At 73.8% G+C, this 15,631-nt stretch carries 12 protein-coding genes; all 12 read left to right on the forward strand.

The window, feature by feature from the left end:
* The 12 genes from SXIN_RS27260 (at window position 1) to SXIN_RS27315 (ending at window position 15,585) form a co-directional block, all read left to right on the forward strand.
* Window positions 1-1,305: a dihydroorotase gene (locus tag SXIN_RS27260; RefSeq protein ID WP_019708722.1), complete on the forward strand. Its 1,305-nt coding sequence runs from the start codon at window positions 1-3 to the stop codon at window positions 1,303-1,305.
* A 44-nt stretch (window positions 1,306-1,349) separates the two neighbouring features.
* The gene (locus SXIN_RS31635) at window positions 1,350-1,982 is read left to right on the forward strand and encodes a PH-like domain-containing protein (RefSeq protein ID WP_039821183.1); all 633 of its coding nucleotides are present in this window, start codon (window positions 1,350-1,352) and stop codon (window positions 1,980-1,982) included.
* A complete protein-coding gene (gene carA / locus SXIN_RS27270; RefSeq protein ID WP_019708720.1) occupies window positions 1,979-3,142 on the forward strand; it encodes a glutamine-hydrolyzing carbamoyl-phosphate synthase small subunit in 1,164 nt (387 codons plus the stop codon). Before SXIN_RS31635 ends, carA begins: the two co-directional genes overlap by 4 nt.
* Complete coding sequence (gene carB / locus SXIN_RS27275) at window positions 3,135-6,455, forward strand: carbamoyl-phosphate synthase large subunit (protein ID WP_019708719.1); 3,321 nt, start codon at window positions 3,135-3,137, stop codon at window positions 6,453-6,455. Before carA ends, carB begins: the two co-directional genes overlap by 8 nt.
* Before the next feature lie 240 nt (window positions 6,456-6,695).
* Entirely contained in the window at window positions 6,696-7,823 is a 1,128-nt protein-coding gene (locus SXIN_RS27280) for a quinone-dependent dihydroorotate dehydrogenase (RefSeq protein ID WP_095757678.1), read from the forward strand.
* Window positions 7,820-8,719, forward strand: a complete 900-nt coding sequence (gene pyrF, locus SXIN_RS27285; protein ID WP_019708717.1) for an orotidine-5'-phosphate decarboxylase — start codon at window positions 7,820-7,822, stop codon at window positions 8,717-8,719. The genes SXIN_RS27280 and pyrF overlap by 4 nt, the downstream gene beginning before the upstream one ends.
* Window positions 8,720-8,988: 269 nt before the next feature.
* Complete coding sequence (locus SXIN_RS27290) at window positions 8,989-9,312, forward strand: integration host factor (RefSeq protein ID WP_019708716.1); 324 nt, start codon at window positions 8,989-8,991, stop codon at window positions 9,310-9,312.
* A 61-nt stretch (window positions 9,313-9,373) separates the two neighbouring features.
* Window positions 9,374-9,955: a guanylate kinase gene (gene gmk / locus SXIN_RS27295; RefSeq protein ID WP_039821179.1), complete on the forward strand. Its 582-nt coding sequence runs from the start codon at window positions 9,374-9,376 to the stop codon at window positions 9,953-9,955.
* Between the two features lie 70 nt (window positions 9,956-10,025).
* The gene (rpoZ, locus tag SXIN_RS27300) at window positions 10,026-10,304 is read left to right on the forward strand and encodes a DNA-directed RNA polymerase subunit omega (protein WP_019708714.1); all 279 of its coding nucleotides are present in this window, start codon (window positions 10,026-10,028) and stop codon (window positions 10,302-10,304) included.
* A gap of 182 nt (window positions 10,305-10,486) precedes the next feature.
* Window positions 10,487-11,731 (forward strand): bifunctional phosphopantothenoylcysteine decarboxylase/phosphopantothenate--cysteine ligase CoaBC, encoded by a 1,245-nt coding sequence (coaBC, locus tag SXIN_RS27305; protein WP_095758220.1) that lies wholly within the window; start codon window positions 10,487-10,489, stop codon window positions 11,729-11,731.
* Window positions 11,732-12,007: 276 nt separating this feature from the next.
* Window positions 12,008-13,231, forward strand: coding sequence for a methionine adenosyltransferase (gene metK, locus SXIN_RS27310; protein WP_095757679.1), 1,224 nt, complete (start codon window positions 12,008-12,010; stop codon window positions 13,229-13,231).
* Between the two features lie 176 nt (window positions 13,232-13,407).
* The gene (locus SXIN_RS27315; protein WP_420341071.1) at window positions 13,408-15,585 is read left to right on the forward strand and encodes a primosomal protein N'; all 2,178 of its coding nucleotides are present in this window, start codon (window positions 13,408-13,410) and stop codon (window positions 15,583-15,585) included.
* The last annotated feature ends 46 nt before the right edge of the window (window positions 15,586-15,631 follow it).

Below are 15,631 nucleotides of genomic sequence, written 5' to 3' on the forward strand. Positions count from 1 at the left end.
ATGAGCGCCACGAGCGAGCCGAAGAAGACCCTGATCCGCGGTGCGCGCCTCCTCGGCGGCGAGCCGCTGGACGTCCTGATCGACGGCGGCACCGTCGCGGAGACCGGCACCGGCCTGAACGCCCCCGGCGCCACCGTCGTGGAGGCCGCCGGGCAGGTCCTGCTGCCCGGCCTCGTCGACCTCCACACCCATCTGCGCGAGCCCGGCCGGGAGGACTCCGAGACCGTCCTCACCGGCACCCGGGCGGCGGCGGCCGGCGGCTACACCGCCGTGCACGCCATGGCCAACACCTTCCCCGTCGCCGACACCGCCGGCGTCGTCGAGCAGGTCTGGCGGCTCGGCCGCGAGTCCGGCTACTGCGACGTCCAGCCGGTCGGCGCCGTCACCGTCGGCCTGGAGGGCAAGCAGCTCGCCGAGCTCGGCGCCATGCACGACTCCGCCGCGGGTGTCCGGATCTTCTCCGACGACGGCAAGTGCGTCGACGACGCCGTGATCATGCGCCGGGCCCTGGAGTACGTGAAGGCGTTCGACGGCGTCATCGCCCAGCACTCCCAGGAGCCCCGGCTCACCGAGGGCGCCCAGATGAACGAGGGCACGGTCTCCGCCGAGCTGGGCCTGGGCGGCTGGCCCGCCGTCGCCGAGGAGTCGGTCATCGCCCGCGACGTGCTGCTCGCCGCGCACGTCGGCTCCCGGCTGCACGTCTGCCACGTCTCCACCGCCGGCTCCGTCGAGATCATCCGCTGGGCCAAGTCCAAGGGATGGAACGTCACCGCCGAGGTCACCCCGCACCACCTGCTCCTCACCGACGAGCTCGTCCGCTCGTACGACCCCGTCTACAAGGTGAACCCGCCGCTGCGCACGGAGGCCGACGTCACGGCCCTGCGCGCGGCCCTCGCCGACGGCACCATCGACTGCGTCGCCACCGACCACGCCCCGCACCCCCACGAGGACAAGGACTGCGAGTGGGGCGCCGCGGCCATGGGCATGGTCGGCCTGGAGACCGCGCTCTCCGTGGTCCAGCACACGATGGTCGACACCGGGCTGCTCGACTGGGCGGGCGTCGCCGACCGGATGTCCTTCCGTCCGGCCGCCATCGGGCGCCTCCACGGGCACGGCCGGACCGTCGCCCCCGGTGAGCCCGCGAACCTGACCCTGCTCGACCCCGCTTACCGTGGAGTGGTGGACCCCGCGGGCTTCGCCTCCCGCAGCCGCAACACCCCCTACCAGGGCCGTGAGCTGCCGGGACGTGTGACGCACACCTTCCTGCGGGGCCGCGCGACGGTCGTGGACGGGAAGCTGGCGTGACGGTGACAACGGCAACAACGGCAACAGCGGCAACAGCGGCAACACTGACGACTCTGACGGCTACGGCCCTGGCCGCGGAACCCCGGTCCCAGGAGGTCACCGACTGGGCCGACCGGATCGGCTGGGTCGTCGGCCTGCTGCTCTTCGTGGCGCTGCTGTACTGGCTGATGCGCCAGGGCTGGAAGTGGCGCGGAACCCTCCAGTCCGACCTGCCCGAGCCCGCCGCCGTCCCCGAGCGCGGCACGGAGCCGGCCGGCCGGCCGGACGGGCGTGCGGACGGGCAGCCGCCGCTCACGCTCACCGGCCGCTACCACGGCTCGACCACCGCCGGGCAGTGGCTCGACCGGATCGTCGCCCACGGCCTCGGCACCCGCAGCCGCGCGGAGCTCACCCTCACCGACGCCGGCCTCGACGTCGTGCGCCCCGGCGCCCGGGACTTCCACGTCCCGGCCGGCGACCTGCGCGGGGCCCGTCTCGACAAGGGCATCGCCGGAAAGGTCCTCACCGAGAACGGCCTGCTGGTGATCACCTGGGAACTCGGCGGCAGACTCCTCGACTCCGGCTTCCGCGCAGACCGGGCGGCCGACCACGCCGCCTGGGTCGAGCGCGTCAACGAACTCTCCGGTGGCCCCATCGACGTAGCCGCCATCCGGCACGACAAGGAAGGCGCAGCATGACGACCTCGTCCCGCGGGGCCAGGATCCCCGCCGTACTCGTCCTGGAGGACGGCCGCAGCTTCCGCGGCAGCGCCTACGGGGCCGTGGGGGAGACCCTCGGCGAGGCGGTGTTCTCCACCGGCATGACCGGCTACCAGGAGACCCTCACCGACCCCTCGTACCACCGGCAGGTCGTCGTGATGACCGCCCCGCACATCGGCAACACCGGCGTCAACGACGAGGACCCGGAGTCGAAGAAGATCTGGGTGGCCGGCTACGTCGTGCGCGACCCGGCCCGCACCCCGTCCAACTGGCGCTCCGTGCGCACCCTCGACGAGGAACTGTCCGCCCAGGGCGTCGTCGGCATCAGCGGCATCGACACCCGGGCGCTCACCCGCCATCTGCGCGAGCGCGGCGCCATGCGCGTGGGGATCTTCTCGGGCGACGCGATCGCCGACGAGGCCTCCCTGCTGGCGCGGGTGCGTCAGGCGCCCGCGATGAAGGGCGCCGACCTGAGCGCCGAGGTGGCCACCACCGAGCCGTACGTCGTCCCGGCGATCGGCGAGAAGCGCTTCACCGTCGCCGCCATCGACCTCGGCATCAAGGGCATGACCCCGCAGCGCATGGCCGAACGCGGCATAGAGGTGCACGTGCTGCCCGCCGACGCGAGTCCCGAGGACGTCTACGCCGTCGGCCCCGACGGGGTGTTCTTCTCCAACGGCCCCGGCGACCCGGCCGCCGCCGAGGGCCCCGTCACGCTGATGCGGTCCGTCCTGGAGCGGAGGACGCCCCTCTTCGGCATCTGCTTCGGCAACCAGATCCTCGGACGCGCGCTCGGCTTCGGCACCTTCAAGCTGAAGTACGGCCACCGGGGCATCAACCAGCCCGTGCAGGACCGGGCCACCGGCAAGGTCGAGGTGACGGCGCACAACCACGGCTTCGCCGTGGACGCGCCGCTGGACGCCCCGTCCGACACCCCGTACGGCCGCGCCGAGGTCTCCCACGTCTGCCTCAACGACGACGTGGTGGAGGGGCTGCGGCTGCTGGACCGCCCCGCCTTCAGCGTCCAGTACCACCCCGAGGCGGCGGCCGGCCCGCACGACGCCGCCTATCTATTCGACCGGTTCGTCGAGCTCATGCGCGACAACAAGCACCACACCCCGGAGGACCAGCGTGCCTAAGCGCACCGACATCCAGTCCGTCCTGGTCATCGGCTCCGGCCCGATCGTCATCGGCCAGGCCGCCGAGTTCGACTACTCCGGCACCCAGGCCTGCCGCGTCCTCAAGTCCGAGGGCCTGCGGGTGATCCTGGTCAACTCCAACCCGGCCACGATCATGACCGACCCGGAGATCGCCGACGCCACCTACGTCGAGCCGATCACCCCCGAGTACGTCGAGAAGATCATCGCCAAGGAGCGCCCCGACGCGCTGCTGCCCACCCTCGGCGGCCAGACCGCGCTCAACACCGCCATCTCCCTGCACGAGTCCGGCGCGCTGGAGAAGTACGGCGTCGAGCTGATCGGCGCCAACGTCGAGGCCATCCACAAGGGCGAGGACCGCGACCAGTTCAAGGACGTGGTCGCCGCCGTCCACGCCAAGATCGGCCACGGCGAGTCCGCCCGTTCGGTGATCTGCCACTCCATGGACGAGATCCTCGCGGGCGTCGGGGAGCTCGGCGGCTACCCGGTCGTCGTCCGCCCCTCCTTCACCATGGGAGGCGCCGGCTCCGGCTTCGCCCACGACGAGGAGGAGCTGCGCCGCATCGCCGGCCAGGGCCTCGCCCTCTCGCCGACCACCGAGGTGCTCCTGGAGGAGTCCATCCTCGGCTGGAAGGAGTACGAGCTGGAGCTGATGCGTGACAAGCACGACAATGTCGTGGTCGTCTGCTCCATCGAGAACTTCGACCCGATGGGCGTCCACACCGGCGACTCCATCACCGTCGCCCCGGCGATGACGCTCACCGACCGCGAGTACCAGATCCTGCGGGACATCGGCATCGCCGTGATCCGCGAGGTCGGCGTCGACACCGGCGGCTGCAACATCCAGTTCGCCGTCAACCCCGAGGACGGCCGGGTCATCGTCATCGAGATGAACCCGCGCGTCTCCCGCTCCTCGGCGCTCGCCTCCAAGGCCACCGGCTTCCCGATCGCCAAGATCGCGGCCCGGCTGGCGGTGGGCTACACCCTGGACGAGATCCCCAACGACATCACCGAGAAGACCCCGGCGTCCTTCGAGCCCACCCTCGACTACGTCGTGGTCAAGGCGCCCCGGTTCGCGTTCGAGAAGTTCCCGGCCGCCGACGCCACCCTCACCACCACCATGAAGTCGGTCGGCGAGGCCATGGCCATCGGCCGCAACTTCACCGAGGCGCTGCAGAAGGCGCTCCGCTCGCTGGAGAAGAAGGGCTCGCAGTTCGACTTCACCGGCGACCCGGCCGCCCTCGGCGACAAGAAGGCGCTGCTGGAGACGGCCGTGAAGCCGACCGACGGACGGATCAACACCGTCATGGCGGCCATCCGCGCCGGGGCCACCCGCGAGGAGGTCTTCGAGGCCACGAAGATCGACCCCTGGTTCACCGACCAGCTCTTCCTCATCAAGGAGATCGCCGACGACCTCGCCGCCGCGCCGAAGCTGGAGCCGGAGCTGCTGGCCGAGGCGAAGCGGCACGGCTTCTCCGACGCCCAGATCGCCGGCATCCGGGGGCTGCGCGAGGACGTCGTCCGCGAGGTCCGGCACGCGCTCGGCGTCCGCCCCGTCTACAAGACGGTCGACACCTGCGCCGCCGAATTCGCCGCCCGCACCCCGTACTTCTACTCGTCCTACGACGAGGAGACCGAGGTCGCCCCGCGGGAGAAGCCCGCCGTGATCATCCTCGGCTCCGGGCCCAACCGCATCGGCCAGGGCATCGAGTTCGACTACTCCTGCGTCCACGCCTCCTTCGCGCTGCACGACGCGGGCTACGAGACCGTCATGGTCAACTGCAATCCGGAGACCGTCTCCACCGACTACGACACCTCCGACCGGCTCTACTTCGAGCCGCTCACCCTGGAGGACGTCCTGGAGATCGTGCACGCCGAGTCGCAGGCCGGCCCGGTCGCGGGCGTCGTCGTCCAGCTCGGCGGCCAGACCCCGCTCGGCCTGGCGCAGGCGCTCAAGGACAACGGCGTGCTGATCGTCGGCACCTCGCCCGAGGCGATCAACCTCGCCGAGGAGCGCGGCGCCTTCGGCCGCGTCCTGGAACAGGCCGGGCTGCCCGCCCCCAAGTACGGCACCGCCTTCTCCTTCGACGAGGCCAAGGCCATCGCCGCGGAGATCGGCTACCCGGTCATGGTCCGACCCAGCTACGTCCTCGGCGGCCGCGGCATGGAGATCGTCTACGACGAGCCCTCGCTGGCCGGGTACCTGGAGCGGCACGCCGGCCTCATCTCCGAGCACCCGGTCCTCGTCGACCGGTTCCTCGACGACGCCATCGAGATCGACGTCGACGCGCTCTACGACGGCGAGGAGCTCTACCTCGGCGGCGTCATGGAGCACATCGAGGAGGCCGGCATCCACTCCGGCGACTCCGCCTGCGCGCTGCCCCCGATCACCCTCGGCGGCTTCGACGTCAAGCGGCTGCGGGCCTCGACGGAGGCCATCGCCAAGGGCGTCGGCGTCCGCGGGCTGATCAACATCCAGTTCGCCATGGCCGGGGACATCCTGTACGTCCTGGAGGCCAACCCGCGCGCCTCGCGCACCGTGCCCTTCACCTCGAAGGCCACCGCCGTCCCGCTGGCCAAGGCCGCCGCCCGGATCTCCCTGGGCGCCACCATCGCCGAACTCCGCGCCGAGGGCATGCTCCCGGCGCGCGGCGACGGCGGCACCCTGCCGCTGGACGCGCCGATCTCCGTCAAGGAGGCCGTGCTGCCCTGGAGCCGCTTCCGCGACTCCTCCGGCCGGGGCGTGGACACCGTCCTGGGCCCGGAGATGCGCTCCACCGGCGAGGTCATGGGCATCGACTCGGTCTTCGGCTCGGCCTACGCCAAGTCGCAGGCCGGCGCGTACGGGGCGCTGCCCACCAAGGGGCGCGCCTTCGTCTCCGTCGCCAACCGCGACAAGCGGGCCATGATCTTCCCGGCCCGGGAGCTGGTCGGCCTCGGCTTCGAACTGCTCGCCACCTCCGGCACCGCCGAGGTGCTGCGGCGCAACGGCATCAACGCCACCGTCGTCCGCAAGCAGTACCAGGGCGCGGGGCCGCGCGGCGAGAGGACCATCGTCCAGCTCATCCACGACGGCGAGGTGGACCTCATCGTCAACACCCCCTACGGCACCGGAGGGCGGCTCGACGGCTACGAGATCCGCACCGCCGCCGTCGCCCGCGGCGTCCCCTGCCTGACGACGGTGCAGGCCCTCGCCGCCGCCGTGCAGGGCATCGAGGCGCTGACGCGCGGCGACATCGGAGTCCGCTCGCTGCAGGAACACGCCGAACACCTGATCGCCGCGCGCGAGGAGTGAGGCGGGGGAGGGGGACACCGGCGCGGTGTCCCCCTCCGCACGAGCCGGGGCGCTCCCCGCACCGGCGGCGTGAGCGGGGGCGCGCCTCCCACGGCGGGCACCCGCCGCCCGCGCTTCCGCGCCCGCCCCGCGCCTCCGCACCCGCGCCACCGGGCCCGCCCGTACCCGGCCCCGCCGCCGCTCCCGGCGGGCCGCCGCCCGTCGCCCCGTACCGCTCACCTCCCGCAGAAACGGCCCGAGATGTACGCCCTGCTCTTCAACCTCCTCTTCCGCCGCCTGGATCCCGAGCGCGCCCACCACCTGGCCTTCGGCTGGATCCGGCGCGCCGCCCGGATCCCCGTGCTCCGCACGCTGCTGGCCGCGCTGCTCGCCGCCCGCCGCCCGGAGCTGCGCACCACCGCCTTCGGCCGCGAGATGCCCGGCCCGTTCGGGCTCGCGGCCGGCTTCGACAAGAACGCCACCGGCATCGACGGCCTGGCGATGCTCGGCTTCGACCATGTGGAGATCGGCACCGTCACCGGCGAGCCGCAGCCCGGCAACCCCGCGCCCCGCCTGTTCCGCCTGGCGGTGGACCGGGCCCTGATCAACCGGATGGGCTTCAACAACGACGGCTCGGCCGCCGTCGCCGCGCGCCTCGCGGCCCGCGCCGCCGCCCGCCGGGGCCGGCCCGGGGTGACCCTCGGCGTCAACATCGGCAAGACCAAGACCGTCCCGGAGGACGCGGCGGTCGCCGACTACGTCACCTCCACCGAGCGGCTCGCCGCCCACGCCGACTACCTCGTCGTCAACGTCTCCTCCCCGAACACCCCCGGCCTGCGGAACCTCCAGGCCACCGAGCAGCTCCGTCCGCTGCTCACCGCCGTCCGCGAGGCCGCCGACCGCACGGTCCCCGGCCGCCGCGTCCCGCTGCTCGTCAAGATCGCCCCCGATCTGGCGGACGAGGACGTGGATGCCGTCGCCGACCTCGCCGTCGACCTCGGCCTGGACGGCATCATCGCCACCAACACCACCATCGCGCGCGACGGCCTGGGCCTGCGCACCCGCCGGGACCTCGTCGAGTCCATCGGCGCGGGCGGTCTCTCCGGCGCCCCGCTGAGGGCCCGCTCCCTGGAGGTGCTGCGCCGGCTGTACGCGCGCGTGGGCGACCGCGTCACACTCGTCGGCGTGGGCGGCGTGGAGACCGCCGACGACGTCTGGGAGCGCGTCCTCGCCGGCGCCACCCTCGTCCAGGGCTACAGCGCCTTCGTCTACCAGGGCCCGCTCTGGTGCCGGCGCGTCCACCGCGGCCTGGCCGCACGCCTGGCCGCGAGCCCGTACGCCACCCTCGCCGACGCCGTCGGCGCCGACACCCGGAAGGCCGCCGCATGAGCTCCCCGGACCAGCCGAGCCACGACCCGGACCCCGGCCACCACCCGGATCCCGACGACCGCCCCGAGCCCTTCGGCGCCCGGCTGCGCCGGGCCATGGACACCCGCGGTCCGCTCTGCGTCGGCATCGACCCGCACGCGTCGCTCCTCGCGGACTGGGGGCTGAACGACGACGTCGCCGGTCTGGAGCGCTTCACCCGCACGGTGGTCGACGCCCTGGCCGACCGGGTGGCCGTCCTCAAACCGCAGTCCGCCTTCTTCGAGCGCTTCGGCTCCCGGGGGATCGCGGTGCTCGAACGGGCCGTCGCCGACGCCCGCTCCGCCGGGGCCCTGGTGCTGACGGACGCCAAGCGCGGCGACATCGGCTCCACCATGGCCGCGTACGCCGACACCTATCTGGCCAAGGGCAGCCCGCTGTTCTCGGACGCGGTGACCGTGAGCCCGTACCTCGGCTTCGGCTCGCTGCGCCCCGCGCTCGACCTGGCCCGGGAATCCGGCTGCGGAGTCTTCGTCCTGGCGCTCACCTCCAACCCGGAGGGGGCGGAGGTGCAGCGGGCCGCCACCCCCGGCGGCCGCTCCCTGGCGCAGGTGATGCTCGACCACATGGCGCGGGAGAACGCCGGTGCCGCGCCGCTGGGTTCGGTCGGCGCCGTCGTGGGGGCGACGCTGGGGGAGACGGGGGCCGATCTGGCCATCAACGGCCCGCTCCTCGCGCCCGGCATCGGGGCCCAGGGGGCGACGCCCGCCGACCTCCCCGGCGTCTTCGGGCCATCCGTCTCCAACGTGGTGCCGAGCGTCAGCCGAGGGGTGCTGCGGCACGGGCCCGGTCCGGCGGGACTGCGGACGGCGGCGGCGCGCCTGGCCGACGAGGTGCGGGCGGCCGTAAGCCCTGCGTGAGGCCCGGTCGGCGGCCCGGCGGGGCGGCGGCCCCCGCTTCGTTGAACAATCCTGGCCGAATGTGGGGGTCTTATGTCTGGATTGTCCACATCAACAGAGTCTGACCAGGACTTTTCGCCTGTTCTCGCTGACTCGGGCGGCCCGGACCGCTAGTCTCCGTCGAGAGCGCTCGCATCACTGCGGCGCTCACCGCCCCGCAGGCAACGGCGGGGCGGCCGGTTTCACGATCCATCCGTATCCGACAGTTCGATATCCGAGGTGACGTAGGCGTGGCTCTTCCGCCCCTTACCCCTGAACAGCGCGCAGCCGCGCTCGAAAAGGCCGCCGCGGCTCGCCGGGAGCGCGCCGAGGTCAAGAATCGGCTCAAGCACTCCGGTGCCTCCCTGCACGAGGTCATCAAGCAGGGCCAGGAGAACGACGTCATCGGCAAGATGAAGGTCTCCGCGCTCCTGGAATCCCTGCCGGGCGTCGGCAAGGTCCGGGCCAAGCAGATCATGGAGCGGCTCGGCATCTCCGAGAGCCGCCGGGTCCGGGGCCTCGGCTCCAACCAGATCGCCTCTCTCGAGAGGGAGTTCGGCGGCACGCACGCCTGAGGAGTCTCCGGCGTGACGCCCGGGGTTCTCCGGCACTCCCGGGAAGCTGGATAATCACCGCATGAGTGAAGCAGTCTCCCGGGGGGCGACCCGCCGCCCGCGACTGACCGTGCTCTCCGGCCCCTCCGGGGTCGGCAAGAGCACGGTCGTCGCCCATATGCGCAAGGTTCACCCCGAGGTCTGGCTCTCGGTCTCCGCCACCACCCGGTCCCCGCGCCCCGGCGAACGGGACGGAGTGCAGTACCACTTCGTGCGGGACGACGAGTTCGACAAGCTGGTGGCCAACGGCGAGCTGCTGGAGTGGGCCGAGTTCGCGGGCAACCGCTACGGCACCCCCCGGCGCGCCGTCCTCGAACGGCTGGCGGCGGGTGTGCCCGTCCTGCTGGAGATCGACCTCCAGGGCGCCCGCCAGGTGCGCGAGGCCATGCCCGAGGCCCAGTTGGTCTTCCTGGCCCCGCCGAGCTGGGAGGAGCTCGTCCGCCGCCTGACGGGCCGCGGCACCGAGCCCCCCGAGGTCATCGAGCGCCGGCTGGAGGCGGCCCGGGTCGAGCTCGCCGCCGAGGAGGAGTTCGACACCACCCTGGTCAACACCTCGGTCGAGGACGTCGCGCGTGAGCTGCTAGCCTTGATGCAGGTAGATTGATCCATTCCATCCTTTTCACCGTTACCGGCGGCTCCTCCCCGGTAATCACCGGCACTTCGGAAGGCAGAGCGTGTCCTCTCCCATCACCACGCCCGAGGGCATCATCAACCCGCCGATCGACGAGCTCCTCGAGGCCACGGACTCCAAGTACAGCCTCGTGATCTACGCCGCCAAGCGCGCGCGCCAGATCAACGCGTACTACTCCCAGCTCGGTGAGGGACTCCTCGAGTACGTCGGCCCGCTGGTGGACACCCACGTCCACGAGAAGCCGCTGTCGATCGCCCTGCGGGAGATCAACGCCGGTCTGCTGACCTCCGAGGCCGTCGACGGCCCGGTCACCAAGCAGTAGCAGCAGGCAGTACAGGAAGCGGACAGGCGCCCCACGGCGCCTCCGGACGGGCCCGGCAGAGCATCTGCCGGGCCCGTGGTGTGTCATGGACCCGTGCGGCGGGCCCGCGCCCCGCGGACGGCGCGCGGGCGCGGAGCGCACGGCAGGGACGAGCGCGAGAGGCGAGGTGGACGGTGGAGCCGGTGGAGCCGAAGGCACCGAACGGGACGGCGGCGCAGGCGGGGCGCCCGAGGGTCGTCCTCGGGGTGAGCGGCGGCATCGCCGCGTACAAGGCGTGCGAGCTGCTGCGCCGGCTCACCGAGTCGGGGCACGACGTGCGCGTCGTACCGACCGCGTCGGCGCTCAACTTCGTCGGCGAGGCCACCTGGTCCGCGCTCTCCGGCCACCCGGTCTCCGCCGAGGTGTGGGAGAGCGTCCACGAGGTGCCGCACGTCCGCATCGGCCAGGCGGCAGACCTCGTCGTCGTCGCGCCCGCCACCGCCGACACCCTCGCCCGCGCGGCCCACGGCCTCGCCGACGACCTGCTGACCAACACCCTGCTCACGGCCCGCTGCCCGGTGGTCTTCGCCCCCGCCATGCACACCGAGATGTGGGAGCACCCGGCCACCCGGGAGAACGTGGCGACGCTGCGCCGCCGCGGCGCCGTCGTCATCGAGCCCGCCGTGGGCCGGCTCACCGGCGCGGACACCGGCAAGGGGCGGCTCCCCGATCCCGGCGAGATCTTCGAGGTCTGCCGCCGGGTGCTGGCGCGCGGCGCGGCCGGCGCGGAGCGCGACCTCGCGGGCCGCCATGTCGTCGTCAGCGCCGGCGGCACCCGCGAACCGCTGGACCCGGTCCGCTTCCTCGGCAACCGCTCCTCCGGCAAGCAGGGGTACGCCCTGGCCCGTACGGCCGTGGCGCGCGGCGCGCGGGTCACCCTGATCGCGGCCCACACGCATCTGCCCGACCCGGCGGGCGCCGACGTCGTCCCCGTCGGCACGGCCGTACAGCTGCGCGAGGCGGTGCTCGAGGCCGCCGCCGGTGCGGACGCCGTCGTCATGGCCGCCGCCGTGGCCGACTTCCGGCCCGGCCGGTACGCCGAGGGCAAGATCAAGAAGAAGGACGGGGAGGAGCCGGAGCCCGTCACCCTGGTCCGCAACCCCGACGTCCTCGCCGAGATCTCGGCGGAGCGGGCCCGGTCCGGGCAGATCGTGGTGGGCTTCGCGGCCGAGACCGACGACGTGCTCGCCAACGGCCGCGCCAAGCTCGCCCGCAAAGGCTGCGACCTGCTCGTCGTCAACGAGGTGGGGGAGGGCCGTACCTTCGGCTCGGAGGAGAACGAGGCGGTGATCCTGGGCGCCGACGGCACGGAGACCCCGGTGCCGTACGGGCCCAAGGAGGCGCTCGCCGACACCGTGTGGGACCTCGTGGCGCGGCGGCTGGTCTGAGGCCGGCCGAAGACGGCCGCGCGCCGCGCCGAGCCGGTGCCGCCGGGCCCCTCGGCGGCGAAACGCCGTGACGCGCGGAACCGTTCCGGCCTGCCGGAACGCTCGACTCCTGCTGGTACGGCGCCGGTGCCGCAGGTCACAAGGCTCCCAAGGATCGAGACGCCGTGTCCGAGACGGGGCCGCTCCGGATAAACTGCCTGCGGAACCGTGCGGCCGCAGCCTCGAAACGGTTCCGCCACGATTCAGCCAGCAGCCGCTGCAACCCCAGGGAGCGATGTGTCCCGCCGCCTGTTCACCTCCGAGTCCGTCACCGAGGGCCACCCAGACAAGATCGCTGACCAGATCAGCGACTCCATCCTCGACGCCCTCCTCATGGAGGACCCGGCCTCCCGCGTCGCCGTCGAGACCCTGATCACCACCGGTCTGGTCCATGTGGCCGGCGAAGTGACGACGAAGGCGTACGCGGACATCGCGACGCTCGTGCGCAGCAAGATCCTCGACATCGGCTACGACTCCTCGAAGAAGGGCTTCGACGGCGCCTCCTGCGGCGTCTCGGTCTCCATCGGCTCGCAGTCCCCCGACATCGCGCAGGGCGTGGACACCGCGTACGAGCAGCGCGTCGGGAGCGCCTCCCAGCGGGACGCGGACGACGAGCTGGACCGGCAGGGCGCGGGCGACCAGGGCCTGATGTTCGGCTACGCCTGCGACGAGACGCCCGAACTGATGCCGCTGCCGATCAACCTGGCGCACCGGCTCTCCCGCCGGCTGTCGGAGGTGCGGAAGAACGGGACCATCCCCTACCTCCGCCCGGACGGCAAGACCCAGGTCACCATCGAGTACGACGGCGACAAGGCCGTCCGCCTCGACACGGTCGTGGTCTCCTCCCAGCACGCCTCCGACATCGACCTGGACAGCCTGCTGGCCCCGGACATCCGCGAGTTCGTCGTGGAGCACGTCCTCGCCGAGCTGATCGAGGACGGCATCAAGCTCGACACCGCCAACTACCGGCTGCTGGTGAACCCGACGGGCCGGTTCGAGATCGGTGGTCCGATGGGGGACGCGGGGCTGACCGGCCGCAAGATCATCATTGACACCTATGGCGGTATGGCCCGGCACGGTGGCGGTGCGTTCTCGGGGAAGGATCCGTCGAAGGTGGACCGTTCGGCGGCGTACGCGATGCGCTGGGTGGCGAAGAACGTGGTGGCGGCGGGGCTGGCCTCGCGGTGTGAGGTGCAGGTGGCGTACGCCATCGGCAAGGCGGAGCCGGTCGGTCTGTTCGTGGAGACCTTCGGGACCGCGACGGTGGAGGTGGAGCGGATCGAGCAGGCGATCGGTGAGGTGTTCGATCTGCGCCCGGCCGCGATCATCCGCGACCTCGACCTGCTCCGCCCGATCTACGCCCGGACCGCCGCCTACGGCCACTTCGGCCGTGAACTGCCCGAGTTCACCTGGGAGCGCACCGACCGCGTCGACGCGCTGCGCAAGGCCGCCGGGGCCTGACGGCCGGCCCCCGCGTTCTCCGGCCGCGGCCCGGAACCCCGTCAGCGGGGCCCGGGCCGCGGCCGTGTCCCGGCAGCCGTCCCGCGGCGGACGGACGGGGGGACGGGGCCCGCGCCCGCGTGCGGCCGCCCGGGGCGGAGCGGGGCATGTCGGTGCGCTCTGGTAGGACTGGGACGGTGAGCAGCGAGAACCGGCGGCCGGGCGGGGAACCGGCGCACCAGCCCCCGGTGGCGCACCGCCCCCCGGCGGCCGGACCGCCCGGGGGCGAACAGCTCGCGCTGATCCGGGAGACCGTGCGGACGGCCAAGGTCCCCCGCGCCAAGCCGCGCACCTGGCGCGGTGCCGCGCTCGCCGGGGCGGACCCGGTGGCCCGGGTCCTCGTGGACAAGGGCCTCGTCCACCTCGACCGCTTCTTCGACTACGCCGTCCCGGCCGCCATGGACGCCGAGGCCCGCCCCGGTGTCCGGGTGCGCGTCCGGTTCGGCGCGGGGGAGCGGAACGGCCGCCGCGAGGGCGGCGGGCTGATCAACGGCTTCATCGTCGAGCGCCGCCCCGACAGCGACTACCGGGGCACCCTCGCCCCGATCGCCCAGGTCCTCTCGCCCGAGCCGGTCCTCTCCCCGGAACTGCTCGCGCTCTGCCGCGCGGTCGCCGACCGGTACGCCGGTGCCCTGGCCGACGTCGTCCAGCTGGCGGTGCCGCGCCGGATGGCCCGCGCCGAGAAGAAGGAGTCGCCGCCCGCCCCGCCCGCGCCGCCCGAGCCGGAGCCCGGCGGCTGGGAGCGGTACACCGGCGGCCCCGGCTATCTGCGCGCCCTGGCCTCCGGCGGCACGCCCCGCGGCGTATGGACCGCGCTGCCCGGTGCCGGGTGGCCCGGGGAGCTGGCCCGCGCCGTGGCGGCCACGCTCGCCGGGGGCCGCGGCGCGCTCGCCGTGCTGCCCGACGGGCGCAGCGCCGCCCGGGTGGACGCCGCGCTGACCGCGCTGATCGGCCCGGGGCACCATGTGCTGCTCACCGCCGACGCCGGCCCCGAGGCCCGCTACCGCCGCTGGCTCGCGGTCTCCCGGGGCGCCGTCCGGGCCGTGATCGGCACCCGCGCCGCGATGTTCGCCCCCGTACGGCAGCTGGGCCTGGCCGCGATCTGGGACGACGGCGACTCCAGCCACGGCGACGAGCACGCCCCGTACCCGCACGCCCGCGAGGTCCTGATGCTGCGGGCGGCGCACGAGGGAGCCGGCTTCCTGCTGGGCGCCCACGGCCGCACGGTCGAGGCCGCGCAGCTCGTCGAGACCGGCTGGGCGCACCCGCTGGCCGCCGACCGCGAGACGGTCCGCGCCACCGCTCCCCGGGTGCGCACCATCGGCGACGGCGAGGAGGCCCGGGACGAGGCGGCGCGGGCCGCGCGGCTGCCGAGCCTGGCCTGGCGCACCGTCCGCGACGCGCTCCAGCGGGGACCGGTGCTGATCCAGGTGCCGCGGCGCGGCTATGTGCCCCGGCTGGCCTGCGAGCGCTGCCGCACGCCCGCGCGCTGCGCGCACTGCTCGGGGCCGCTGGAGGCGGTGGGCCCGGCGGAGGCGCTGTGCTGCGGCTGGTGCGGGCGGGAGTCGCCGGGGTGGCACTGCCCGGAGTGCGGTGGGGCGCGGCTGCGCGGCCAGGTGTTCGGCGCCCGCCGCACGGCCGAGGAACTGGGCCGGGCCTTCCCCGCGGTGCCGGTGCGCACCTCCGGCCGCGACCACGTCCTGGACACCGTGCCGGACGCGCCCGCGCTCGTCGTCAGCACACCCGGCGCGGAACCGGTCGCCGAGGGCGGCTACGCGGCGGCGCTGCTCCTCGACGGCTGGGCGATGCTCGGCCGCCCCGATCTGCGCGCCGGCGAGGAGACCCTGCGCCGCTGGCTGGGCGCGGCCGCGCTGGTGCGCCCGGAGCCCGCCGGGGGGACGGTCGTGGTGGTCGCGGAGCCGTCGCTGCGGCCGGTGCAGGCGCTGGTCCGCTGGGATCCCGCCGGGCACGCCGCGCGGGAGCTGGCCGAGCGGGCTGAGCTGGGTTTCCCGCCGGTCTCCCGGATGGCGGCCGTGGCGGGCCCGCCGGAGGCGGTCGCGGGCTTTCTGGAGACGGTCCGGCTGCCTCCCGGGGCCGAGGTGCTCGGCCCGGTGCCGATGCGCGTGCCCGGCCCCGGCGGCGCCCGGCCCGGAGGGCCGCCCCCGGGCGAGCAGTGGGACCGGGCGCTGGTCCGGGTGCGGCCCGGCAACGGCGCCGCGCTGGCATCGGCGCTCAAGGCCGCCCAGGCGGCGCGCCTCACCCGCCGGGAGGGGCCGCCGGTGCGGATCCGTATCGACCCGCCGGATCTCGGCTGACCCTGCGCAGGGCGGGAGGGAACGGCCGGCGGGCTCCCGGAGGGAG

Origin of the sequence: Streptomyces xinghaiensis S187, assembly GCF_000220705.2 — a bacterium.
Taxonomy (GTDB): domain Bacteria; phylum Actinomycetota; class Actinomycetes; order Streptomycetales; family Streptomycetaceae; genus Streptomyces; species Streptomyces xinghaiensis.

Excerpts from the sequence above, each read along its gene's own strand:
- SXIN_RS27260 (WP_019708722.1), top strand. The coding sequence starts at position 1 with ATGAGCGCCACGAGCGAGCCGAAGAAGACCCTGATCCGCGGTGCGCGC.
- carA (WP_019708720.1), top strand. The coding sequence starts at position 1,979 with ATGACGACCTCGTCCCGCGGGGCCAGGATCCCCGCCGTACTCGTCCTG.
- SXIN_RS27280 (WP_095757678.1), top strand. The coding sequence starts at position 6,696 with ATGTACGCCCTGCTCTTCAACCTCCTCTTCCGCCGCCTGGATCCCGAG.
- pyrF (WP_019708717.1), top strand. The coding sequence starts at position 7,820 with ATGAGCTCCCCGGACCAGCCGAGCCACGACCCGGACCCCGGCCACCAC.
- gmk (WP_039821179.1), top strand. The coding sequence starts at position 9,374 with ATGAGTGAAGCAGTCTCCCGGGGGGCGACCCGCCGCCCGCGACTGACC.